Here is a 23,644-nt window from a genome sequence, read left to right on the forward strand (position 1 = left end):
GATGACCATGAAGACTCTCGTTATCGCGACCCTGGCGCTGCTTGGCAGTGCATCCCTTTATGGTGCCGAAGTTGATCAATCCTTGATCAAGAAAGGCGAATACCTCGCACGTGCCGGGGACTGCGTGGCTTGCCACACGGCCAAGGACGGCAAGCCGTTCGCCGGCGGTCTGCCGATGGAGACGCCGATCGGCACGATCTACTCGACCAACATCACCCCGGACAACACTGGGCTGGGCGGCTACAGTTTCGAAGAATTCGACCAGGCCGTACGTCATGGCGTCGCCAAAAACGGTAGTACGTTGTACCCGGCGATGCCCTACCCGTCCTACGCCCGCGTCAGCCAGGATGACATGCAGGCGCTGTACGCCTACTTCATGCACGGCGTTGAACCGGTGGCACAGGAAAACAAGGCCAGCGACATCCCGTGGCCGTTGAGCATGCGCTGGCCGTTGATGGGCTGGCGCTGGTTGTTCGCGCCGAAGGTCGAGGACTACAAACCCGTGTCGGACGATGCCGTCGTCAGCCGTGGGGCGTATCTGGTGGAAGGTCTCGGACATTGCGGCGCCTGCCATACGCCACGAGCCCTGACCATGCAGGAAAAATCCCTGAGTGCGGCCGAAGGCAGCAGTTTTCTGTCAGGCAGTGCGCCGCTGGAAGGCTGGATCGCCAAGAGCCTGCGCGGCGACCACAAGGACGGCCTCGGCAGCTGGAGCGAAGAGCAGCTGGTGCAGTTCCTCAAGACCGGCCGCAGCGACCGCAGTGCGGTGTTCGGTGGCATGAGCGACGTGGTCACCCACAGCATGCAGTACATGACCGATGCCGACCTGACCGCGATCGCGCGTTACCTGAAATCGCTGCCGGCCAACGATCCTGCCGACCAGCCGCACCAGTATGACGAGAAAGCTGCCAAGGCCTTGTGGAACGGTGACGACAGACAGCGTGGCGCCTCGGTGTACATCGACAACTGCGCGGCCTGCCACCGCACCGACGGCCACGGCTACACCCGGGTGTTTCCGGCGTTGGCGGGCAATCCGGTGCTGCAATCGGAGGATCCGACGTCGCTCATCCACATCGTGCTTAAGGGCGGCACATTGCCCGCGACGCACACGGCACCGTCCACCTTCACCATGCCGGGTTTCGCCTGGCGTCTGTCGGATCAGGAAGTGGCGGATGTGGTGAGCTTTATTCGCGGAAGTTGGGGTAACAAGGGCGCGCCGGTCAAGGCCGCCGATGTGGCAGAGTTGCGCAAGGAAGATATGAAGCACACCTCCAGCGACGACCTCGGCCAAGTCACGCCACACAACTGACCAGTCGCCCGACGGCACTAGCCAGATGCAAAGCGCCTCGATACTGTATATGCAAACAGTATCGAGGCGCTGCCATGTCTACCCCTCTTCCCCCGCGCGGTCGCGGCACCGCCACCAATCCGCACAACCGCTTTGCGCCGAGCCGATCGGTGGCCGAGGACGACGGCTGGGTTCAGGAAGTGCCGCTGACCCAGGGCACCGAAGTCAGTTTCGAGACGGCGAAAACCATCATCACCCGCAACACCTCGCCGGACCTGCCCTTCGACCGCTCGATCAATCCCTATCGTGGCTGCGAGCATGGCTGCATCTATTGCTACGCACGACCGAGCCACGCCTATTGGGACATGTCGCCGGGGCTGGATTTCGAAACGAAGCTGATCGCCAAGACCAACGCCGCCCAAGTGCTGGAGGAACAGCTTGGCAAGAAAGGCTATCAGTGCGCGCCGATCAATCTGGGCTCCAACACCGATCCGTATCAGCCGATCGAACGCGAACACAGAATCACCCGCCAGACCCTCGAAGTGCTGCTGCGCTATCGACATCCGGTGACCATCGTCACCAAGGGCTCGCTGATCCTGCGCGACCTCGACCTGCTCACCGAACTGGCGCAGCAACGGCTGGTGGCGGTGATGATCAGCCTGACCACCCTGGACGATGAACTCAAACGCATCCTAGAACCCCGGGCCGCCGCGCCCAAGGCCCGGTTGCGGGCGATCCGGGTGATGCGCGAGGCGGGGATTCCGGTCGGCGTGCTGTGCTCGCCGATGATTCCGATGATCAACGACAGCGAAATCGAAAGCCTGCTGACCGAAGCCCACGTGGCTGGTGCCCAGAGCGCCGCGTACATGATGTTGCGCCTGCCGCTGGAAGTGGCGCCGTTGTTCGAGGAATGGCTCGAGGCGCATTACCCGCAGCGCGCCGCCCATGTGTTGAGCCTGATCCGCCAGAGCCGTGGCGGCGAACTGTACGACAGCCGTTTTGGCGCCCGGATGCGCGGTGAAGGGCCGTTCGCCGACCTGCTCGCGCAGCGCTTCGCCAAGGCGTTGAAACGCCTGGGACTCAATCACCGCGAAGGTTTCAATCTCGACTGCACAGCCTTTTGCCCGCCGGGTCGCCAGATGGCGCTGATTTAAGGAGGAAATGACTGACCAGGTTCACCCCAGTCACGTTTTTTGTGACCTGGAACACACGTTCTAGAGCCTTTGATTCAGTTTGAGTTAAGTTTCGGCGGTTACCGTGTTCATCGAGTGACTGATGGGTCAGGACGGCCCGGATGTTTTAAACAGCCACTGGCTTCATACCGGAATACACGGGAATGACTCCCCGAATCCGCCAAAGAGGATGAATCATGAGTGACAAGGATAAACAGCCGTTGGCTGCGTCGGCGCAAGCCGTCCCTGGGGCGGTTTCCGCCGATGCAGCACTGCGACATATCGTTGACGGCTTTTTGCATTTTCATCATGAGGTCTTTCCGCAACAGGAAGAACTCTTCAAGAAACTCGCCACGGCCCAGTCGCCACGGGCGATGTTCATCACTTGCGCCGACTCGCGCATCGTTCCCGAACTGATCACCCAGAGCTCTCCCGGCGATCTGTTCGTGACCCGTAACGTCGGCAACGTGGTTCCCCCCTACGGCCAGATGAACGGCGGCGTTTCCACCGCCATCGAATACGCGGTCCTGGCCCTTGGCGTGCAACACATCATCATTTGCGGCCACTCCGATTGCGGCGCCATGCGCGCGGTACTCAATCCGGGCAGCCTGGAAAAGATGCCGACGGTCAAAGCCTGGCTGCGCCACGCCGAAGTCGCGAAAACCATGGTGCATGACAACTGCAACTGCACCGACGAAAAAGAGAGCATGCCGATCCTCACCGAGGAAAACGTCATAGCCCAACTACAGCACTTGCGTACCCATCCTTCGGTAGCCTCGCGCATGGCGAACGGTCATCTGTTCATCCATGGCTGGGTCTACAACATCGAAACCAGTGAAATCAAAGCTTACGACGCGGATCAGGGACGCTTCCTGCCGCTCGACGGCAGCCATCCGATTCCGGTGGCGACGCCCAAAGCGCGCTTCTGAATCCTCCTAAAAATCCGTGTGGTCTGACGCCGGTCGCCGTTCAAGCGACCCGGCTTCGCCACGCCTGAAGAAAACTTCGGGAGAGTCATCATGCGTGCGGCTCAATTGAAAGCGGTGTTGCCACGGGAGCTGCTGGCTTCGGTGGTTGTGTTTCTGGTCGCCCTGCCACTGTGCATGGGCATTGCAATTGCTTCAGGGTTGCCGCCGGCCAAAGGCCTGATTACCGGGATCATCGGTGGTCTGGTGGTGGGTTGGCTGGCGGGGTCGCCGTTGCAGGTCAGCGGGCCGGCGGCAGGGCTGGCGGTGCTGGTGTTCGAACTGGTGCGCCAGCACGGGATCGAGATGCTCGGGCCGATCCTGCTGCTCGCCGGTTTTCTGCAACTGGTGGCCGGGCGACTGAAGCTCGGTTGCTGGTTCCGGGTCACGGCGCCAGCGGTGGTCTACGGCATGCTCGCGGGGATCGGTGTACTGATCGTGCTGTCGCAAGTGCATGTGATGCTGGATGCCGCGCCGAAACCCTCCGGGCTGGACAACCTGACGGCGTTCCCCGGCGCGGTGGCGCAGGCCTTGCCGTCTTTTGGCTGGCAGGCCGGATTGCTCGGATTGTCGACCATCGCCGTTATGTGGCTGTGGGAGAAGTTCCGTCCACACTCGCTGCGTTTCATTCCCGGTGCGCTGCTCGGTGTCGGGTTGGCGACCGGCGCCAGTCTGCTGCTGGCATTGCAGGTCAAACGGGTTGAAGTACCGGCGAATCTGGCCGAAGCCATCGACTGGCTGAAGCCGGCGGACCTGCTGAGTCTGGCCGACCCGACGCTGCTGATCGCCGCGTTCGCCGTGGCCTTCATCGCCAGCGCCGAAACCCTGCTGTCCGCTGCCGCGGTGGATCGCATGCACAGCGGTCCGCGTTCGGACTTCGACCGTGAACTGTCGGCGCAAGGAGTCGGCAACATGCTCTGCGGGCTGGTGGGCGCACTGCCGATGACCGGGGTGATCGTGCGCAGTTCGGCCAACGTCCAGGCCGGTGCGACCACGCGCTACTCGACGATTTTCCATGGTCTGTGGCTGCTGGCTTTCGTGCTGTTGCTGTCGAGTCTGCTGCAAAGCATTCCGGTGGCGAGTCTGGCCGGGGTGCTGGTCTACACCGGTTTCAAACTGGTGGATCTCAAGGCGTTTCGTGGCCTGGGGCGTTATGGCCGGATGCCGATGTTCACCTACGCAGCGACAGCGCTGGCGATCATTTTCACTGACCTGTTGACCGGTGTGCTGATCGGTTTCGGCCTGACCCTGGTGAAACTGGCGTTCAAGGCTTCGCGACTGAAGATCAGCCTGATCGATCTGCCACAGGACGGGGAAATGGAATTGCGCCTGGTGGGCGCGGCGACATTCCTCAAGGTGCCGGCACTGACTCAGGTGCTGGGCAGTATTCCACCGGGCACGACGGTGCATGTGCCGCTCAACAACCTGAGCTACATCGACCATTCGTGTCTGGAGTTGCTGGAAGAGTGGGGCCGGGCCAATGCGGCCAAGGGTTCGAAGCTGTTGATCGAGTCGCGCGGACTGAAACGCAGGCTTGAGGGGAGAATCCGTACCACCACCGGCATCGGTGCGGCAGGCTGAAAAAAACCTGGGGGAACAGAGCAATCTGTTCCCCCAAACGTTTGCGCAGAGATCAAGCCGCAGGCTGATCCAGTTCCAGGCCCACGCCCAGACGGCGGCTCATGCACGGCCAGCGTTTCCACGCCGCACCGGTGTCCGGGCTGCTGAGTTTCTCGCGGTAGGCTTCCACCGACTCCAGCGCAAAGCTGTCGTCGTCGAGCATGCTGTCCACCGCGTGATGCACCACTTCATCGAGTTGATTGGCAAATTCCTCACCGAGCAACTGGTGAGCAATCAGATTGGCGACCGTCATGTCCAGGGGGATCAGTGGCTGGCCGAAATGCTTGATGTACAGGTCGTTGACCTCTTCGACAAAGCGGTGGGCCAGATAGGCTTCGTCCAGCAGACTGTCCAGACCGACCGGCGGCTGGAGAAAGTACTGTTCGGCGATTTTCAGCACCGGTTTGATCTGTGACTCGATTCCCGCTTCCCTGGCGACTTCATTGGCTGCATCCAGCAGGTCTGGCACTTCATCGATGTAGGCGGCGACAAAACGCGTCAGCACGCCGTTGGCGTCGGTTTCCGGCAACTGGATGGCCGGGTGCAGGTGTTGCAGTTGATTTTCGAGCTGACGGGTCAGCTTTCCGGTTTCGATCTCGTGTTGTCGGGCTATGTGGATCTGCTCGCGCAATGCGGCGGTGTTCATGAAAACTCCAGGAAACAAGGCAATGAAATAGGGAAGACATAACTTAGCTGGCTTACGAAAAATGCTAAGACGCATTTGTCATAATTATTTCATCCTTGATACACCTGCGTTATATCGGTTTGCCACCACTCGTCTGCATCCTTCTCCATTCGTGCCCTGGAACGCAAGTGCCAGCTGTTTCATTCGATTTACGTCCGCACATTGCATTTTTCCGCCGCTGTCTATACTCGCCATTGAATGGAGTTAGCTGATGACGCCCGACTGCACCCGCAGCAAGGCCCGGCGATTCAAGTTCGTAGTCTGATGCAGCCGCTCCCTTGCCGCAGGCGAAAGCCGGCGGGATAACAAGAACGATAAGGGGAACCCGCAATGATGCGACATCCACACGTCTGGATGGGCCTCCTGTTGTGGTCGATTTTCAGCCCGGTGCAAGCTGCCTGGACTGTGAATATGGCGCCTGGAGCGACTGAAATCAGTCACGCAGTATTCGACCTGCACATGACCATTTTCTGGATCTGTGTGGTGATCGGGATCATCGTCTTCGGCGCCATGTTCTGGTCGATGATGGTGCACCGCCGTTCTACCGGGCAGGTCGCCGCAAAATTCCACGAAAGCACCACCGTCGAGATTCTCTGGACCGTCGTCCCGCTGCTGATTCTGGTGGCGATGGCCGTTCCGGCGACCGCCACGCTGATCCGCATGTACGACACCAGTGAGCCGGATATCGATATCCAGATCACCGGCTATCAGTGGAAGTGGCACTACAAATACCTGGGCCAGGACGTCGAGTTCTTCAGCAACCTGGCCACCCCCGCCGAGCAGATCCACAACAAGGAAGCCAAGGGCGAGCATTACCTGCTCGAGGTCGACAAGCCACTGGTGCTGCCGATCGGCGCCAAGGTGCGCTTCCTCGTTACTTCCGCCGACGTGATCCACTCCTGGTGGGTGCCGGCCTTCGCGGTCAAGCGCGATGCGATCCCCGGATTCGTCAACGAAGCCTGGACCCGCATCGACAAGCCCGGCATCTACCGTGGCCAGTGCGCCGAGCTGTGCGGCAAGGATCACGGCTTCATGCCGATCGTGGTCGACGTCAAGGAAAAGGCCGACTACGAAAAATGGCTGGCCGACCGCAAGGCCGAGGCTGCGCAGCTCAAGGAGCTGACCAGCAAGGAATGGACCCTCGACGAGCTCAAGGAACGCGGCGACAAGATCTACCACACCACCTGCGTGGCCTGTCACCAGGCCGAAGGCCAGGGCCTGCCGCCGATGTTCCCGGCACTCAAGGGCTCGCCGATTGCCACCGGGCCGAAAGCCGATCACCTGCACCGCGTGTACTTCGGCAAACCGGGCACCGCCATGGCGGCGTTCGGCAAGCAACTCTCGGAAGTCGATATCGCAGCGGTCGTGACCTACGAACGTAACGCCTGGGGCAACAACAAGGGCGACATGGTCACGCCAAAAGAAGTGCTGGAGCTGAAACAGGCGGAAAGCAAATGAGCCGGTCTATTGCGTACTTCGTGAACCGGCCGGGGCGCCTTGCCCCGGCCTGCCAAGTCCACTCACTTGAAGGAGACCGGCCATGAGCGCTGTCATCGATGACCACGGTCATGCCGACCACGCCCACGGCCCCGCCAAAGGCCTGATGCGCTGGGTGCTGACCACCAACCACAAGGACATCGGCACGCTGTACCTGTGGTTCGCGTTCTGCATGTTCCTGCTCGGCGGCTCGTTCGCCATGGTGATCCGTGCCGAGCTGTTCCAGCCCGGCCTGCAGATCGTCGAACCGGCGTTCTTCAACCAGATGACCACCATGCACGGTCTGGTGATGGTGTTCGGTGCGGTGATGCCGGCGTTCGTCGGCCTCGCCAACTGGATGATCCCGTTGATGATCGGCGCGCCGGACATGGCTCTGCCACGGATGAACAACTTCAGCTTCTGGCTGCTGCCGGCGGCGTTCCTGTTGCTGGTGTCGACCCTGTTCACCCCCGGTGGCGGGCCGAACTTCGGCTGGACCTTCTACGCGCCGCTATCCACCACCTACGCACCGGAAAGCGTGACCTACTTCATCTTCGCCATCCACTTGATGGGGATCAGCTCGATCATGGGCGCGATCAACGTGATCGCCACCATCCTCAACCTGCGCGCCCCCGGCATGACGTTGATGAAAATGCCGTTGTTCGTCTGGACCTGGCTGATCACCGCGTTCCTGCTGATCGCGGTGATGCCGGTGCTGGCCGGGTGCGTGACGATGATGCTGATGGACATCCACTTCGGCACCAGTTTCTTCAGTGCCGCCGGTGGCGGTGACCCGGTGCTGTTCCAGCACGTGTTCTGGTTCTTCGGCCACCCCGAGGTGTACATCATGATCCTGCCGGCCTTCGGTGCCGTCAGCCAGATCATCCCGACCTTCTCGCGCAAACCGCTGTTCGGCTACACCTCGATGGTCTACGCCACGGCGAGCATCGCGTTCCTGTCGTTCATCGTCTGGGCGCACCACATGTTCGTGGTGGGCATTCCGCTGGTGGGCGAGTTGTTCTTCATGTACGCGACGATGCTCATTGCGGTGCCGACCGGGGTGAAGGTGTTCAACTGGGCCAGCACCATGTGGCAAGGCTCGCTGACCTTCGAAACGCCGATGCTGTTTGCCGTGGCGTTCGTGATCCTGTTCTCCATCGGCGGTTTCTCCGGGCTGATGCTGGCCATCGCCCCGGCGGACTTCCAGTACCAGGACACCTACTTCGTGGTGGCGCACTTCCACTACGTGCTGGTACCGGGGGCGATCTTCGGGATCTTCGCCTCGGCCTACTACTGGCTGCCGAAATGGACCGGCCACATGTACGACGAAACCCTGGGCAAGCTGCATTTCTGGCTGTCCTTCGTCGGCATGAACCTGACCTTCTTCCCGATGCACTTCGTGGGACTGGCGGGGATGCCACGGCGGATTCCGGACTACAACCTGCAGTTCGCCGACTTCAACATGGTCTCGTCGATCGGCGCGTTCATGTTCGGCGCCACGCAGATCTTCTTCCTGTTCATCGTGATCAAGACCATTCGTGGCGGAGAGCCGGCACCGGCCAAACCGTGGGATGGGGCCGAAGGTCTGGAGTGGAGCGTGCCGTCGCCGGCGCCGTATCACACCTTCACCACGCCGCCGGAAGTGAAATGAACCCTGTAGCCCTTGAGGGCCGCCGCCATGGCTGACTCGATTTCGCTGAAGAAACTGGTGACCCGACTGCTGGGCGTGGTGGTGGCGATGTTTGTTTTCGGTTTTGCTTTGGTGCCGATCTACGACGTGATGTGCAAGGCGTTCGGCATCAACGGCAAGACTGCCGGGCAGTACGAGGGCGAGCAGGTTGTGGATAACTCGCGACAGGTGCGGGTGCAGTTCCTGTCGATGAACAACGCCGACATGCCCTGGGAGTTCTACCCCAAAGGCGAAGAGCTGGTCGCCCATCCGGGTGGGGTGAACGAGATGATCTTCATCGCCCGCAATCCCACCGACAAACCGATGAGCGCCCAGGCCGTGCCGAGCATCGCCCCGAGCGAAGCGGCGGCGTATTTCCACAAGACCGAATGCTTTTGCTTTACCCAGCAGGTGCTGCAGCCCGGTCAGCAGATCGAGATGCCGGTGCGCTTCATCGTTGACCGCGACATGCCCAAGGACGTGAAGCACCTGACGCTGTCCTACACGCTGTTCGATATCACCGCCCGACACCCTCCGGTGGCTGCAAACACTGGCGGTTAAGCGTGCCCGATAAGGAGAACAATAAATGGCAACTCATGAGCACTATTACGTACCGGCCCAGAGCAAGTGGCCGATCATCGCCACCTTCGGCATGGTCATCACCGTTTACGGCCTGGCCACCTGGTTCAACGATCTGAAGGCGGCACGCCCGGAATCCCACGGCCCGTACATCTTTTTCGTCGGCGGGCTGTTGCTGGCGTACATGCTGTTCGGCTGGTTCGGCGCGGTGATCAAGGAAAGCCGTGCGGGGTTGTACAGCCCGCAGCTGGATCGCTCGTTCCGCTGGGGCATGAGCTGGTTCATTTTCTCCGAGGTGATGTTCTTCATCGCCTTCTTCGGTGCGCTGTTCTACGTGCGGCACATTTCCGGCCCGGCGCTGGGCGGCGAAGGCACCAAGGGCATTGCGCATATGCTCTGGCCGAACTTCCAGTTCACCTGGCCGCTATTGCACACGCCGGATCCGAAACTGTTCCCGCCGCCCAAGGAAGTCATCAGCCCTTGGGGCCTGCCGCTGGTCAACACGATTCTGCTGGTGAGTTCCAGCGTAACCATCACCATCGCCCACCATGCGCTGAAGAAAGGCCATCGCGGGGCGCTGAAAATCTGGCTGGCGATTACCGTGCTGCTGGGTTGCGGCTTTCTCGCCTTACAGGCCGAGGAGTACATGCACGCCTATCACGAACTGGGCCTGACCCTCGGTTCAGGGATCTACGGCGCGACGTTCTTCATGCTCACCGGGTTCCACGGCGCCCACGTGACCATCGGCACGATCATCCTGTTCGTGATGCTGATGCGCATCATGAAGGGCCACTTCGACAACGAGCACCAGTTCGGCTTCGAAGCCGCGAGCTGGTACTGGCACTTCGTCGATGTGGTGTGGATCGGCTTGTTCATCTTCGTTTACGTGCTCTGAAGGACAGAGCTACCAGGGCGCGTGCGACACCAGTTGGCCGCTGTAGAAACCCCAGGCAATCAAGCCGACGGTGCAAGCGGCCAATGCCACCCGAACACTCAAGGCGATGACCAGGCGATTTGAACTGCTGTCGTCCTTGACCAGGAAAAACAGGCCGCTGAACAGGCTGATCACCGTGGCAATCAGCATCAGGACGATAGCTGCTTTGAGCATGGGAAGACTCCGGGGGTACAGGCGATGCAATCAAGTATAGCGGTCGCATTCACTGCTTTTCTGGCGCGGCCATGAAGCGCTTCCGGCCGGGCGTCGTGCCGACGCTGGTGGTCGCCTTGCTGCTGCCGCTGCTGATTTCGCTGGGCTTCTGGCAACTGGGCCGGGGCGCGGAGAAAACCGCCCTGCTCGCCAGTTACGCCGAGCGCCGCGCTGCCGAGCCGATGGCCAGCACCGAGTTGCTGCACAGTGCCGATCCGGCCTTTCGCCGGGTGCATCTGCATGGCCAGTTCGATGCGGCACACAGCCTGCTGCTGGACAACCGGCAGCGTGACGGCAAGGTCGGCGTCGAATTGCTGCAACCGTTTCAGGATCAGCGCACCGGCCTGTGGCTGCTGGTCAATCGCGGCTGGCTGCCATGGCCGGACCGCCGCGTTACCCCGCAATTCAAGACGCCGGCCGAGGCCGTGAATGTCGATGCCTGGGTGTATGTCGCCCCCGGCGCGACCTTCCAGTTGCACGCCGACCCGGTCAGCAGCACCTGGCCACAAACCGTCACCGCCGTCGAACCGGCCAAATTGTGGAAAACCCTCGAGCGCGACGGCTTCGCTTACGAGCTGCGCGCAGAACCTGGTCCCGCCAGCTATCAGGCCGACTGGCCGGTCGTCGCCATGGGCCCGGAAAAACACCTCGGCTACGCCGTGCAGTGGTTCGCCATGGCCACCGCCCTGTTCGGTCTCTACATCTACCTCGGATTGCACAACGCGAAGGAGAAACACCATGGGAGCGGCCATGAATCCACCCAGCATGTCTGAAGCCAAAGTCCCGGCCGGTCGCCGCCGCGGACGCATTCAACTGCTGCTGATCCTGCTCGGCGTGATCGGCCCGATGATCCTCGCCACCGGCATGTACAAGCTGCAGTTCTGGGTGCCGGACGGTCGCAGCTATCACGGTGAACTGATCGGCAACGGCCAGAGCCGCGCCGACCTCGGCGTGACGGCCGACGAAGAACGCTGGCAGATGCTGGTAACCGCGCCGAAAGACTGCGCGGTGGATTGCCAGCAACTGGTGTACCTGGCGCGGCAAATCCAGATCGGCCTCGGCCGCGATGCCGGCCGCGCCAGCCACGCCCTCGCCGCCGCACAACCGTTGAGCGCCGACTACGAAGCCAAACTCACTCGCGAATATCCGCAACTGCAACGCTATCCGCTGGACGCCGCCGCATTCAGCAAGGCCACCGGCGACAAGGCCACGCCGCAGCTGTGGATCATCGATCCCCACGGCAATCTCGTATTGCGCTACGACCCGAGTGTGAAGGGCAAGGATCTGCTCAACGACCTGCGCCACCTGCTGAAACTGTCGAACATCGGATAAGGGCATCGTCATGGCCAAACCTGGATTTCGCCTCGCGCTGTTTGCCACCCTGCTGGCACTGATCGTGGTGCTGCTCGGCGCCTACACCCGCCTGACCCACGCAGGCCTCGGCTGCCCGGACTGGCCCGGCTGCTACGGGTTTATCAGCGTGCCGAAAAGCGAAGCCCAACTGGCCCATGCCGAACTGCATTACCCGGACTCGCCGGTGGAGGCGCACAAAGGCTGGAACGAGATGATCCACCGCTACTTCGCCGGCACCCTGGGCATGCTGATTTCGATTCTGGCCGGGCGTGCGTGGGTTAACCGCCGTCATCCGGGGCAACCGCTGAAGCTGCCGCTGTTTCTGCTGGCGGTGGTGTTCGCCCAGGCCGCGTTCGGCATGTGGACGGTAACGCTCAAGCTCTGGCCGCAAGTGGTGACCGGGCATTTGCTTGGAGGCTTCGCGACCTTGAGCCTGCTGTTTCTGCTGACGCTGAGACTGTCCGGTGTCCTGCCGGCCCTGACCGTGCCCAAGCGTCTGCAATATTGGGCCACCGCCGGGCTGCTATTGGTAATAGGTCAGATCGCCCTCGGCGGCTGGGTCAGTTCCAACTATGCGGCGGTGGCCTGCATCGACTTCCCGACCTGCCACGGCCAATGGCTGCCGCCGGCGGACTTCGCCAACGGCTTTCACCTGACCCAGCACATCGGCCCCAATTACCTCGGCGGGCAACTCGACAGCGATGCGCGCACGGCGATTCACCTGACCCACCGCATCGGCGCCCTGCTGGTGACGATTGTCCTGCTCGGTCTGGCGTGGCAACTGAAAGTGGTGGGTATGACGCGACTGGCCGGGCTGGTGCTGGTTGCGCTCGGCGCGCAGATCACCCTCGGTATCAGCAACGTGCTGTTTCATCTGCCGCTGCCGGTGGCCGTGGCGCACAACGCCGGCGGCGCAGCGCTGCTGCTGACCATGGTACTGGTCAACTATCACGCGCGAACCAGTCTGGTCCGGGTCAAGCAACCGATACTCGCGCGCTGGCGCCTGAGCCCGCGTAAACCCTCGGCCGCGCCCATCACCCTAAAAGGAGAGACGCCATGGCGATTCTGATCGGCGAGCGTCATGCACAGGCGTTGTGGCGGGACTATCTTGAGCTGACCAAACCGAAAGTCGTGGTGCTGATGCTCATCACCTCGCTGGTCGGCATGTTCCTCGCGACCCGCGCCGGCGTGCCGTGGACGGTACTGGTGTTCGGCAACCTGGGAATCGCGCTGTGTGCCGGAGGTGCGGCGGCGGTCAATCATGTGGTGGACCGGCGCATCGATGCCGTCATGGCGCGCACCCACAAACGGCCGCTGGCCGAGGGCCGGGTTTCGCCCACGGCGGCGCTGACCTTTGCGCTGGTGCTGGCGCTGCTCGGTCAGGCCTTGCTGCTGACTTTCACCAATCCGCTGACCGCGTGGCTGACCCTGGCCTCGCTGCTCGGCTACGCGGTGATCTACACCGGTTTCCTCAAACGCGCGACGCCGCAGAACATCGTCATCGGCGGCCTCGCCGGCGCCGCACCGCCGCTGCTCGGCTGGACCGCCGCTACCGGCCATATCGGCGCTGAACCACTGCTGCTGGTGCTGATCATCTTCGCCTGGACCCCGCCGCACTTCTGGGCGCTGGCGATCCACCGCAAGGAGGAATACGCCAAGGCCGACATCCCGATGCTGCCGGTCACCCACGGCGAGCACTACACCAAGGTGCACATTTTGCTGTACACCTTCGCCCTGCTGGCGGTCAGCCTGTTGCCGTACGTGATCCACATGAGCGGCGCGCTATACCTGATCTGCGCCCTCGGGCTGGGCGCAAGGTTTCTGCAATGGGCCGTGGTGCTGTACCGTGGCACTCGGCCGCACGCGGCGATCAACACCTTCAAGTACTCTATCTGGTACCTGTTTCTGCTGTTCATCGCCCTGCTCGTAGACCACTACTTACTGTTGAACCTATGACTCGAACCCAGAAAACCGTCTTCATCCTCGTGGCCGTGATCGCGCTGATCCTCGGCCTGACCGTCAACAAAGTGCTGAGCGGCAAGGGCCAGGGCGACCCGACCGCGCTGATCGACGCCGGCATCATCCTGCTGCCGCAGAGCCGCAACCTGCCGGACGTGACGATGACCAACCAGGACGGCCAACCGGTCACGGTCAACGAGCTCAAGGGCAAGTGGAGCCTGCTGTTCTTCGGTTACACCTTCTGCCCGGACATCTGCCCGACCACCCTCGCCCAGCTGCGCCAGATCAAGAGCGAACTGCCGAAGGATGCTGTGGATAAACTGCAGATCGTGCTGGTCAGCGTCGACCCGAACCGCGACAACCCTGCGCAGTTGAAGCAGTACCTGGGCTACTTCGACCCGCAATTCATTGGTCTGACGCCGAAGTCGATCGAGGAGCTGCAGAAGGTGGCGAACGCGGTGAGCATTCCGTTCATTCCGGCGGATACCAGCAAACCGAATTACACGGTGGATCACAGCGGGAATCTGGCGGTGATCGGGCCGGACGGGACGCAGCGTGGGTTTATTCGGGCGCCTTTGAATAATGCCAAGTTGGTTGCGCAGTTGCCGGTGATGCTGAACCGCAAGTAAGAAGATCAAAAGCGCCCTCACCCTAACCCTCCCGAAACGTCGGACCGCCCGGAGGGAGAGGGGACTGACCGAGTGATATTAAAGAATTACGCCGACGTGAAATTGCTGCTTGGAATCCATAATCGACTCAATCTTTCAGGTCGATGTAAGGCTCAAGACACCTCGGTCGGCTCCCTCTCCTGGGGGAGAGGGCTGGGCGGGCGGCGTTCCGATGAGGGGAGAGCTCACCGCAGGTCCAAAGCCGAACTCTCGGCCACAAAAAAGGGGACGCCAATGGCGTCCCCCTTTTCATTGCAGCTATCTGAATCAGAACGCCGGCAACACCGCACCTTTGTACTTCTCGGTGATGAATTTCTTCACTTCCGGGCTGTGCAGTGCAGCGGCCAGTTTCTGCATGGCGTCGCTGTCCTTGTTGTCCGCACGGGACACCAGGATGTTCACGTAAGGCGAGTCGTTGCCTTCGATGACCAGCGCGTCCTTGGACGGATCCAGTTTGGCTTCCAGCGCGTAGTTGGTGTTGATCAGCGCCAGGTCGACCTGGGTCAGCACACGCGGGATGGTCGCAGCTTCCAGTTCACGGATCTTCAGGTCTTTCGGGTTTTCGGCGATGTCTTTGACAGTCGACAGGATGTTTTTCGAATCCTTCAGCTTGATCACGCCCGCCTTGTCCAGCAGCAACAGCGCACGGCCGCCGTTGGTGGCGTCGTTCGGGATCACCACGTTGGCGCCGCCTGGCAGGTCTTCGATTTTCTTGATCTTGCTCGAGTAGGCGCCCAGCGGCTCCAGGTGCACACCGGTCACGGCGACCAGGCTGGTGCCCTTGGCCTTGTTGAACTCATCGAGGTACGGCTGGTGCTGGAAGAAGTTGGCGTCCAGACGCTTCTCGGCCACCTGCACGTTCGGCTGGATGTAGTCGGTGAAGACTTTGACCTTCAGATCCACGCCTTCTTTGGCCAGGACAGGCTTCACGAATTCGAGGATTTCCGCGTGCGGCACCGGGGTGGCAGCAACGGTCAGGGTTTCAGCGTGAGCCGAAAAAGCGGCTACGGCAGCGAAAGCAGCGATCAGTTTTTTCATTCAGCTAACTCCTTTTGAGGTGCCCGTGTGGCACCTGCCAGCGAATGGCCGGCTCATTTTTTGATTACCAAACCGGGTTATTTGCGCGAGAAATGCACGACCAGTCGGTCGCCGACCATTTGCAGCACTTGCACCAGAATCAGCAGCAACACCACGGTGACGATCATCACGTCGGTCTGGAAACGCTGGTAACCGAAACGGATCGCCAGGTCACCCAGACCACCGGCGCCAACCACACCGGCCATCGCCGTGTAGGAAACCAGTGTAATCGCCGTCACCGTAATCGCTGCGAAAATGCCCGGACGAGCCTCCGGCAGCAAGGCGTTCATGATGATCTGGCGAGTGGTCGCGCCCATGGACTGGGTCGCCTCGATGATGCCGCGATCGACTTCACGCAGGGCGGTTTCCACCAGACGCGCGAAGAACGGCGTCGCACCCACCACCAGCGGCGGAATCGCGCCGGCCACTCCCAGCGAGGTGCCGGTGATCAGCACGGTGAACGGGATCATCACGATCAACAGAATGATGAACGGCAACGAACGCAGGATGTTCACCACCAGCGACAGCAGCGCATATACGCCCTTGGCTTCGAGCAACTGACGCGGGCTGCAGAGGAACAGCAGCACGCCCAGCGGCAGGCCGAGCAACACGGTGAACAGCAGCGAACCACCGAGCATCATCATGGTGTCGCCGGTGGCCAGCCAGATTTCGTACCAGTCGATATTGGTGAAGAAACTCATCAGGTCTGCCATTAGCGCAACACCTCCATGTGAACGTCAGCGGCGGTGAAGCGGGCAAAGGCCGCTTCCATGTCGCCACCGGTGACGGCGAGGGTCAATTGCCCGTAAGGAATGTCTTTGATGCGGTCGATGCGACCGGCCAGGATGCTGTAGTCCACGCCGGTTTCCCGGGCGACGGTACCCAGCAGCGGCGCGTAGGTCGCTTCGCCCTGGAAGGTCAGACGCACGATGCGGCCCGGCACATGAGCGAAGTCATCGCGCTGCTCGCTTTCGTCGATCTGCTCGTCTTCCTGCACGAAACGCTTGGTGGTCGGATGCTTCGGATGCAGGAACACCTCGGCCACCGAACCTTGTTCGACGATGACGCCGGCGTCCATCACCGCCACCTGATCGCAGACACGGCGGATCACGTCCATCTCGTGGGTGATCAGCACGATGGTCAGTTTCAGCTCGCGGTTGATCTCGGCCAGCAATTGCAGCACCGACGCGGTGGTCTGCGGGTCGAGGGCGCTGGTGGCTTCGTCGCACAGCAGGATTTTCGGCTTGGTCGCCAGGGCGCGGGCGATGCCGACACGCTGCTTCTGGCCACCGGACAACTGTGCCGGATACTTCTTCGCGTGATCGGACAGACCGACCCGCGCCAGCAATTCGGCTACACGCTGGTCGATCTCGGCGCGGGACAGTTCACCGGCCAGGGTCAGCGGCAGCGCGACGTTATCGGCCACGGTCTTGGATGCCAGCAGATTAAAGTGCTGGAAGATCATCCCGACCTGCTGACGGAATCGGCGCAGGCCGTTGGCGTCCAGCGCGGTGACTTCTTCGCCGTCGACGATGATCTTGCCGCCACTGGAATCTTCCAGGCGATTGATCAGACGCAGCAGGGTACTTTTTCCCGCGCCGGAATGGCCAATCAGGCCGAACACCTGACCGTTCTCGATGGAGAGACTGGTCGGATGCAGCGCGGTGATGTCCTTACCGGCGACGCGGTAAGTCTTATGGACGTTTTGAAACTCGATCACGTAGCGAACCTTGTGGGGCGCGTTAGAAAAGGATCAGCGGTTAGCCGGGCGCGCATTTTAGCCTGTCCGTATAGAGGTTCTTAGCATTTATTTCGCAATTAACCTTCGATTTGGCAATAACAGGATCAAAGGTCATAAAAAAGGAACGCCCAAAACCCTCGTCAGTCACTAGGTAAGCGACTTGAAAACCCTGGGTGCCGTGCCCGGGAACCATTCGAGCGTCCCGGCGCAACGCCGGGGCAGACAGGAGTTCACGACTGATGAGTACGAAAAAACCTGCCACAGACAAAAGCCAACTGGCCGGCACCGACACCCCGGATCGCGCCAACACCAACGCCAAGCTCGACAGCCTGGAAAAATTCCGTTCCGACGCCACCGGCCAGGCCCTGCGCACCAATCAAGGCGTGAAGGTCGCGGACAACCAGAACACCCTCAAGGCCGGGCCGCGCGGGCCGTCGCTGCTGGAAGACTTCATCATGCGTGAGAAAATCACGCACTTTGACCATGAGCGGATTCCCGAGCGCATCGTCCATGCCCGCGGTACCGGCGCCCATGGTTTCTTTCAGACCTACGAGAATCATTCGGCGCTGACCAAGGCCGGTTTCCTGCGGGATCCGGGGAAGAAAACGCCGGTGTTCGTACGCTTTTCCACGGTGCAGGGGCCACGGGGCTCCGGCGATACCGTGCGTGACGTACGCGGTTTTGCCGTGAAATTCTTCACCGACGAAGGCAACTTCGACCTGGTCGGCAACAACATGCCGGTGTTCTTCATCCAGGACGCGATCAAGTTTCCCGACTTCGTCCACGCGGTAAAACCCGAACCGCACAACGAAATGCCTACCGGGGGTTCGGCCCACGACACGTTCTGGGACTTCGTGTCGCTGGTGCCGGAATCGGCGCACATGGTCATCTGGGCCATGTCCGACCGGGCCATCCCGAAAAGCTTGCGCAGCATGCAGGGGTTCGGCGTGCACACCTTCCGGCTGATCAACGCCGAGGGCAAATCGCGCTTCGTCAAATTCCATTGGCGCCCCACCGCCGGCACCTGTTCGCTGGTGTGGGACGAAGCGCAGAAGCTGGCCGGTAAAGACACCGACTACCATCGGCGCGATCTCTGGGAGGCCATCGAGACCGGGGACTACCCGGAATGGGAACTTGGCGTACAGGTCATCGAGGAGGAAAACGAGCACGACTTCGATTTCGACATCCTCGACCCGACCAAGCTGATTCCCGAGGAAATCGTCCCGATCACACCGCTGGGCAAGATGACCCTCAATCGAAACCCGGACAATTTCTTCGCCGAAACCGAGCAGGTCGCGTTCTGCCCCGGCCATATCGTGCCGGGCATCGACTTCTCCAATGACCCGCTGCTGCAAGGTCGGCTGTTTTCCTACACCGACACGCAGATCAGCCGACTCGGCGGGCCGAACTTTCATGAGCTGCCGATCAATCGTCCGGTGGCGCCTTTCCACAATGGCCAGCGCGATGCCCAGCACCGCACGGTGATCGACAAGGGCCGTGCGTCCTACGAGCCGAACTCGATTGATGGTGGCTGGCCGAAAGAAACCCCGCCAGCCGCGCAAGACGGCGGGTTCGAGAGCTACGCGGAGCGCATCGACGCCAACAAGATCCGCCAGCGCAGCGAGTCGTTCAGCGATCACTTCTCCCAGGCGCGACTGTTCTTCAACAGCATGAGCAAGCACGAGCAGGAACACATCATTTCGGCCTACAGCTTCGAACTGGGCAAGGTTGAGCGGGAACACATTCGGGCGCGGGAGGTGAACGAAATTCTGGCCAATATCGATCTGGAACTGGCCAAGCGCGTGGCGCACAACCTTGGGTTGCCGGCGCCGGCCAAGGGTACGGTCGAGGTGCGCAAGATATCTTTCGACCACTCACCGTCACTGAGTCAGGCCAACCTGTTGCCGGAGAATATCAAGACGCGAAAAGTGGCGATTTTGGCAGCCAACGGCGTCGATAGTGCGGCGATTGATGCAATGAAGAAGGCGCTGGCGGCAGAAGGTGCGCACGCCAAACTGCTCGGCCCGACCTCGGCGCCTGTGAAGACCGCCGATGGCAAAAGCCTGGCGGTGGATGCGTCGATGGAAGGTTTGCCTTCTGTGGCGTTCGACGCGGTGTTCGTGCCGGGTGGCGCGGCGTCGGTCAAGGCGTTGAGCGGAGACGGCGTGGCGTTGCATTACCTGCTGGAGGCGTACAAGCACCTGAAGGCGATTGCCCTGCACGGCGAGGCGAAACAGTTGCTGGATGTGCTGAAGCTGGAGGCGGATGCCGGATTGATCGAGGGCAAGGATGTGAAATCGCTGACCAAGCCGTTCTTTGCGGCGATCGGGCAGCATCGGGTCTGGGATCGGGAGGCGAAAGCCAAGGCAATTCCGGCCTGAAGAAAACCGCAGCCTGCGAAAAGCAGGCTGCGGTTAATTCAAGGTTTGCGCGGGCTCAGAACCATCTGCGCCGGCACTGTGCGCAGAATCTGCTTCTCGATCTGCAGATCGAAATCCGGATCGAGCTTCTTCACGCGCTTGGTGATCAGCGTCGCCAGCCAAGGGTAATCATTGGTGCGCGGCGCCTGAATGCTCACCGCACAGTCATAATTCACCACATCGGCGGCGATCGCATCGAGTTGACGGCGAAGTTTGCGACTATCGTTGATATTCAGCGCAACCGTGGTGCTCTCGGCAGTCGGATCAATCACCTTGGCTTTCGGCTTGGCTTCGGCGGCCAGGAGCGCTGCTTCGGCTTTTTCCAGCTCAGCCTTGCGCGCTTCGGTGATGGCGCCGTTGACGCCACCGGTCAGCGCCGGAGCCTTGGGCATTAGCGCACGGGCACGGGCCAGAGCGGTTGCGGCAGCATTCACATCGCCCTTCTGCAGGACGATCTGGCTGCGGCGCAGATAGGCTTCGGCCAACTGGCGCTGGTATTGCTCAAGGGACTGATCGTTGGGTGTTTCGGCCTGCAAGGCTGCCAACTGGTCTTCGGCAGTGGCCAGTTCGCTGCTGGCCAGGCTTTGCTCCAGCTGTGCGATGGCCGTGGCCCGCGCATCGGGGGCTTCGGCCACCGGCGGCGTGCTTTGGCAGGCGCCCAGCAGCACTGAAAATGCGACAAGGAGCAGATAACGGGAGGCGAACGGCTTCATTCCTGCGACTCTCTATTTGCGCAAAAAACGAGCAAGTCTACACCCCTCGACGGGGCAGAACAAAACTCAGCAGAAACAGTGCGGCCGCCGTCACAACGATTGACGGGCCGGCCGGGGTGTCCTTGAACCAGGACAGCGCCAGCCCGCCACACACGGCGAGCATGCCCAGCAGGCTCGCGCCCAGCGCCATCTGCTCCGGCGAACGGGCGTGACGTTGTGCCGCAGCTGCCGGGATGATCAACAGCGACGTAATCAGCAATACACCGACGATTTTCATCGCCACCGCGATCACCACCGCGATCAACAGCATCAGCGCCATGCGCAAACCGGCCACCGGCAGGCCTTCGACCCTGGCCAGTTCTTCGTGCACGGTAATCGCCAGCAACGGCCGCCACAGCGTCACCAGCAACACCAGCACCGCAGCGCTGCCGCCGAGGATCCAGGCAAGGTCAGTCGGGCTGATCGCCAGCAAGTCACCGAACAGATAGGCCATCAGGTCGATCCGCACTTCATGCATGAAGCTTAGTACCACCAGCCCGAGAGAGAGCGTGCTCGGCGCAAGAATGCCCAGCAACGTGTCGGACGCCAGCGGCTGACGCTGTTGCAGGGTCACCAGCAGCACCGCCAGCAGCAGGCAGCCCACGGTGACCGCAACGGTCGGGCTGACATCCAGCAGAAAGCCCAGCGCCACGCCGAGCAGCGCGGCGTGGGACAGGGTATCGCCGAAATAGGCCATGCGCCGCCAGACCACGAACGAGCCCAGCGGCCCCGCGACCACCGCCAGCGCCAGACCTGCAAGCAGGGCGTAGAACAGAAAATCAGCCATGCTTGCAGCTATCTCCGTGAACGTGAGGTTGGCCTTTTACAGGCCCCTTGACCACCGAACCGTGCAGGTCGTGGGCGTGGTCGTGATGGTGGTGATAGACCGCCAGGCTTGGCGCGTGGTTGCCGAACAGCTCGACGAAGGCCGGATCGCCGCTGACCTGCTCGGGGTGCCCGGAGCAGCAGACGTGACGGTTGAGGCACACCACCTGGTCGGTGGTGCTCATCACCAGATGCAGATCATGGGAGACCATCAACACGCCACAACCGTGGCGGTCGCGCAGCCGGGTGATCAGGCTGTACAGCTCGGCCTGCCCGGCCACATCGACGCCTTGTACCGGTTCGTCGAGCACCAGCAGTTCCGGCTCGCGCAACAGCGCCCGGGCCAGCAGCACGCGCTGCATTTCACCGCCGGACACGCTTTGCACTGGGCTGTCGATGACGTGCTCGGCGCCGACCTCCTTGAGTGCCGCCAGCGCACGCGGACGATCGACGCCCGGCACCAGCCGCAGGAAGCGCAGCACGGACAGCGGCAGGGTCGGATCGACGTGCAGCTTTTGCGGCATGTAACCGACGCGCAGTTTCGGCTTGCGCCAGACGCTGCCGCTATCGGGTTTCAGCAGCCCGAGCACGGCGCGCACCAGCGTGGTCTTGCCGGCGCCGTTGGGGCCGATCAGGGTGACGATCTGCCCCGGCTCGACGCTCAGGTGAATGTTGTCCAGCACGTTCTGCCCGGCAAACCGGACAGCCACCTGCTCCAGACGGATCAACGCATCGCTCATCAAGCCCCCCGGCAACCGGAGCAGAGGCCGACCACTTCGACGGTCTGGGCCTCGACGATGAAGCCGACGTCCTTGGCGCTGTGGACGATGGCGTCGCTGATGGTTTTTTGCTCAAGCTCGATCGCCGCATGGCACTCGCGGCAGATCAGGAACTGGCCCTGGTGCGAATGCTTCGGATGAACGCAACCGACGAAGGCGTTCAGCGAGGAGATGCGGTGTACCAGACCGTTTTCCAGCAGGAAATCCAGCGCGCGATATACGGTCGGCGGCGCAGCGCGGCGCCCGTCCTGCTCGCTGAGCACGGCGAGGATGTCGTAGGCACCCAGCGGCTTGTGGCTCTGCCAGACCAGTTCCAGCACCCGCCGACGCAATGCGGTCAGGCGCAGGCCTTTCTGTGCACACAAGGCATCGGCCTCGGACAGGGCGCTGTGGACGCAATGAGAGTGGTCGTGGGGACGGCTGGCAATCGGGGTAATAGGCATGAGCGGCGACGAGTTTGGTTAGAGACGTTATTATGTTACCCGTTCTCGCCTCCTTGAGTGGTCATCGTGTCCCGACTTTTTTCTGTTTTTGTGGCCTTTGTCGCCAGTTTTCTGCTGATCGGTTCGGCCCAGGCCGAAGTCAGAGTCCTCACCAGCATCAAGCCGCTGCAATTGATTGCCGCTACGGTACAGGACGGTGTGGCGATTCCGGAGGTGTTGCTGCCGCCGGGGGCCTCGCCGCATAACTATGCGCTACGCCCTTCCGACGTGCGCAAGGTGCAATCGGTGGATCTCTTGTACTGGATCGGCCCGGACATGGAAGGTTTCCTGCCCCGCGTGTTGAATGGTCGTACGCTGCCGAGCGTTGCCGTGCAGGACCTGCCGGGCATGAAGCTGCGCCGCTTCGCCGAAGACAGCCACTCCCACGCCGAAGACGCCGACGAGCATGATCACGATCACCGCCCAGGCACCCTCGATGCGCATTTGTGGCTATCGCCGGTGAACGCGCGGGTTATTGCCGACAAAATGGCCGCTGACCTGAGCGCTGCCGACCCTGCCAATGCCGAGCGCTACCAGAGCAACGCCAAGGCGTTCGACGAGCGTCTCGATGCACTGGATCAACGCTTGAAGAAACGTCTGGCCAGTGTTGAAGGCAAACCCTACTTCGTCTTCCACGAAGCCTTCGACTATTTCGAAGATGCCTACGGCCTAAAACACACCGGTGTGTTCAGCGTGGCGGCGGAAGTACAGCCGGGCGCTCAGCATGTGGCGGCGATGCGTGCGCGGTTGCAGGAAGTCGGCAAGACGTGCGTGTTCAGCGAGCCGCCATTGCGCCCACGTCTGGCGGAAACCCTGGTGGCGGGCCTGCCGGTGAAGCTGGCGGAACTGGATGCACTGGGCGGGTATACGCCAGCGACGGCTCAAGGTTATGAGCAGGTGCTGGAGAAGCTGGGGAATGATCTGGCGGGTTGCCTGGAGTCGCTCTGATACAAAAAGACCGCAGCCTGCACAGGCTGCGGTCTTTTT

Annotated in this window: 24 protein-coding genes; 15 read left to right on the forward strand and 9 right to left on the reverse strand. The window is 61.6% G+C overall.

Annotated features, from left to right (window positions below):
• The first annotated feature begins 7 nt into the window (after positions 1-7).
• The 4 genes from M5B44_RS20030 (at position 8) to M5B44_RS20045 (ending at position 5,006) form a co-directional block, all read left to right on the forward strand.
• Entirely contained in the window at positions 8-1,309 is a 1,302-nt protein-coding gene (locus M5B44_RS20030; protein WP_248740279.1) for a c-type cytochrome, read from the forward strand.
• 74 nt (positions 1,310-1,383) lie between these two features.
• Positions 1,384-2,442, forward strand: coding sequence for a PA0069 family radical SAM protein (locus tag M5B44_RS20035; protein ID WP_248740280.1), 1,059 nt, complete (start codon positions 1,384-1,386; stop codon positions 2,440-2,442).
• A 215-nt stretch (positions 2,443-2,657) separates the two neighbouring features.
• Positions 2,658-3,389: a carbonic anhydrase gene (locus M5B44_RS20040; protein WP_114880899.1), complete on the forward strand. Its 732-nt coding sequence runs from the start codon at positions 2,658-2,660 to the stop codon at positions 3,387-3,389.
• A 90-nt stretch (positions 3,390-3,479) separates the two neighbouring features.
• Positions 3,480-5,006, forward strand: a complete 1,527-nt coding sequence (locus M5B44_RS20045) for a SulP family inorganic anion transporter (protein WP_248740281.1) — start codon at positions 3,480-3,482, stop codon at positions 5,004-5,006.
• A 52-nt stretch (positions 5,007-5,058) separates the two neighbouring features.
• Here the strand turns inward: M5B44_RS20045 and M5B44_RS20050 are convergent, their stop codons facing one another.
• Positions 5,059-5,691 carry a hypothetical protein gene (locus M5B44_RS20050; protein WP_065260651.1) on the reverse strand — a complete coding sequence of 211 codons (633 nt, stop codon included), beginning with the start codon at positions 5,689-5,691 and terminating at the stop codon, positions 5,059-5,061.
• A 369-nt stretch (positions 5,692-6,060) separates the two neighbouring features.
• On the opposite strand from M5B44_RS20050, the gene coxB reads away from it, so the two are divergent.
• The 4 genes from coxB (at position 6,061) to M5B44_RS20070 (ending at position 10,349) form a co-directional block, all read left to right on the forward strand.
• On the forward strand, positions 6,061-7,188 hold the full coding sequence (coxB, locus tag M5B44_RS20055; protein ID WP_248740282.1) for a cytochrome c oxidase subunit II: 1,128 nt from the start codon (positions 6,061-6,063) through the stop codon (positions 7,186-7,188).
• Positions 7,189-7,270: 82 nt separating this feature from the next.
• The gene (gene ctaD, locus M5B44_RS20060) at positions 7,271-8,857 is read left to right on the forward strand and encodes a cytochrome c oxidase subunit I (protein WP_114880897.1); all 1,587 of its coding nucleotides are present in this window, start codon (positions 7,271-7,273) and stop codon (positions 8,855-8,857) included.
• Between the two features lie 27 nt (positions 8,858-8,884).
• Positions 8,885-9,436, forward strand: coding sequence for a cytochrome c oxidase assembly protein (locus M5B44_RS20065; protein WP_085713029.1), 552 nt, complete (start codon positions 8,885-8,887; stop codon positions 9,434-9,436).
• 25 nt (positions 9,437-9,461) lie between these two features.
• Positions 9,462-10,349 carry a cytochrome c oxidase subunit 3 gene (locus M5B44_RS20070; protein WP_085713030.1) on the forward strand — a complete coding sequence of 296 codons (888 nt, stop codon included), beginning with the start codon at positions 9,462-9,464 and terminating at the stop codon, positions 10,347-10,349.
• A gap of 9 nt (positions 10,350-10,358) precedes the next feature.
• On the opposite strand, the gene M5B44_RS20075 is transcribed toward M5B44_RS20070, so the two are convergent.
• A complete protein-coding gene (locus M5B44_RS20075) occupies positions 10,359-10,562 on the reverse strand; it encodes a twin transmembrane helix small protein (protein WP_065260656.1) in 204 nt (67 codons plus the stop codon).
• A gap of 71 nt (positions 10,563-10,633) precedes the next feature.
• Between M5B44_RS20075 and M5B44_RS20080 the strand changes: the two genes are divergently transcribed.
• From M5B44_RS20080 to M5B44_RS20100, 5 genes are read left to right on the forward strand one after another with little or no spacing between them, the layout of a single operon-like run.
• Complete coding sequence (locus M5B44_RS20080) at positions 10,634-11,374, forward strand: SURF1 family protein (RefSeq protein ID WP_248740283.1); 741 nt, start codon at positions 10,634-10,636, stop codon at positions 11,372-11,374.
• On the forward strand, positions 11,340-11,933 hold the full coding sequence (locus tag M5B44_RS20085; RefSeq protein WP_248740284.1) for a hypothetical protein: 594 nt from the start codon (positions 11,340-11,342) through the stop codon (positions 11,931-11,933). Before M5B44_RS20080 ends, M5B44_RS20085 begins: the two co-directional genes overlap by 35 nt.
• Before the next feature lie 10 nt (positions 11,934-11,943).
• Positions 11,944-13,023: a COX15/CtaA family protein gene (locus M5B44_RS20090; protein WP_248740285.1), complete on the forward strand. Its 1,080-nt coding sequence runs from the start codon at positions 11,944-11,946 to the stop codon at positions 13,021-13,023.
• Positions 13,011-13,910, forward strand: a complete 900-nt coding sequence (cyoE, locus tag M5B44_RS20095; RefSeq protein WP_085713033.1) for a heme o synthase — start codon at positions 13,011-13,013, stop codon at positions 13,908-13,910. The genes M5B44_RS20090 and cyoE overlap by 13 nt, the downstream gene beginning before the upstream one ends.
• Positions 13,907-14,542: an SCO family protein gene (locus M5B44_RS20100; RefSeq protein WP_085733848.1), complete on the forward strand. Its 636-nt coding sequence runs from the start codon at positions 13,907-13,909 to the stop codon at positions 14,540-14,542. The genes cyoE and M5B44_RS20100 overlap by 4 nt, the downstream gene beginning before the upstream one ends.
• Before the next feature lie 306 nt (positions 14,543-14,848).
• Here the strand turns inward: M5B44_RS20100 and M5B44_RS20105 are convergent, their stop codons facing one another.
• From M5B44_RS20105 to M5B44_RS20115, 3 genes are all read right to left on the reverse strand, one after another.
• Positions 14,849-15,619 (reverse strand): MetQ/NlpA family ABC transporter substrate-binding protein, encoded by a 771-nt coding sequence (locus M5B44_RS20105; protein WP_192552649.1) that lies wholly within the window; start codon positions 15,617-15,619, stop codon positions 14,849-14,851.
• A 77-nt stretch (positions 15,620-15,696) separates the two neighbouring features.
• A complete protein-coding gene (locus tag M5B44_RS20110) occupies positions 15,697-16,371 on the reverse strand; it encodes a methionine ABC transporter permease (protein WP_065260662.1) in 675 nt (224 codons plus the stop codon).
• Entirely contained in the window at positions 16,371-17,378 is a 1,008-nt protein-coding gene (locus M5B44_RS20115; RefSeq protein ID WP_085713036.1) for a methionine ABC transporter ATP-binding protein, read from the reverse strand. Before M5B44_RS20115 ends, M5B44_RS20110 begins: the two co-directional genes overlap by 1 nt.
• Before the next feature lie 212 nt (positions 17,379-17,590).
• Here M5B44_RS20115 and katE point away from each other — a divergent pair, with 212 nt between their 5' ends.
• A complete protein-coding gene (gene katE / locus M5B44_RS20120; RefSeq protein ID WP_318653950.1) occupies positions 17,591-19,780 on the forward strand; it encodes a catalase HPII in 2,190 nt (729 codons plus the stop codon).
• A gap of 38 nt (positions 19,781-19,818) precedes the next feature.
• Here katE and M5B44_RS20125 read toward each other — a convergent pair whose 3' ends face one another.
• From M5B44_RS20125 to zur, 4 genes are read right to left on the reverse strand one after another with little or no spacing between them, the layout of a single operon-like run.
• Entirely contained in the window at positions 19,819-20,532 is a 714-nt protein-coding gene (locus M5B44_RS20125) for a PA5502 family lipoprotein (protein ID WP_114880890.1), read from the reverse strand.
• 37 nt (positions 20,533-20,569) lie between these two features.
• On the reverse strand, positions 20,570-21,358 hold the full coding sequence (gene znuB, locus M5B44_RS20130) for a zinc ABC transporter permease subunit ZnuB (RefSeq protein WP_065260666.1): 789 nt from the start codon (positions 21,356-21,358) through the stop codon (positions 20,570-20,572).
• The gene (gene znuC / locus M5B44_RS20135) at positions 21,351-22,136 is read right to left on the reverse strand and encodes a zinc ABC transporter ATP-binding protein ZnuC (protein WP_065260667.1); all 786 of its coding nucleotides are present in this window, start codon (positions 22,134-22,136) and stop codon (positions 21,351-21,353) included. The genes znuB and znuC overlap by 8 nt, the downstream gene beginning before the upstream one ends.
• Positions 22,136-22,618 (reverse strand): zinc uptake transcriptional repressor Zur, encoded by a 483-nt coding sequence (gene zur, locus M5B44_RS20140; RefSeq protein WP_011331783.1) that lies wholly within the window; start codon positions 22,616-22,618, stop codon positions 22,136-22,138. Before zur ends, znuC begins: the two co-directional genes overlap by 1 nt.
• Positions 22,619-22,684: 66 nt before the next feature.
• On the opposite strand from zur, the gene M5B44_RS20145 reads away from it, so the two are divergent.
• On the forward strand, positions 22,685-23,605 hold the full coding sequence (locus tag M5B44_RS20145; protein WP_248740287.1) for a zinc ABC transporter substrate-binding protein: 921 nt from the start codon (positions 22,685-22,687) through the stop codon (positions 23,603-23,605).
• The last annotated feature ends 39 nt before the right edge of the window (positions 23,606-23,644 follow it).

This window comes from Pseudomonas sp. MWU12-2029, from assembly GCF_023242425.1.
GTDB lineage: Bacteria > Pseudomonadota > Gammaproteobacteria > Pseudomonadales > Pseudomonadaceae > Aquipseudomonas > Aquipseudomonas kribbensis.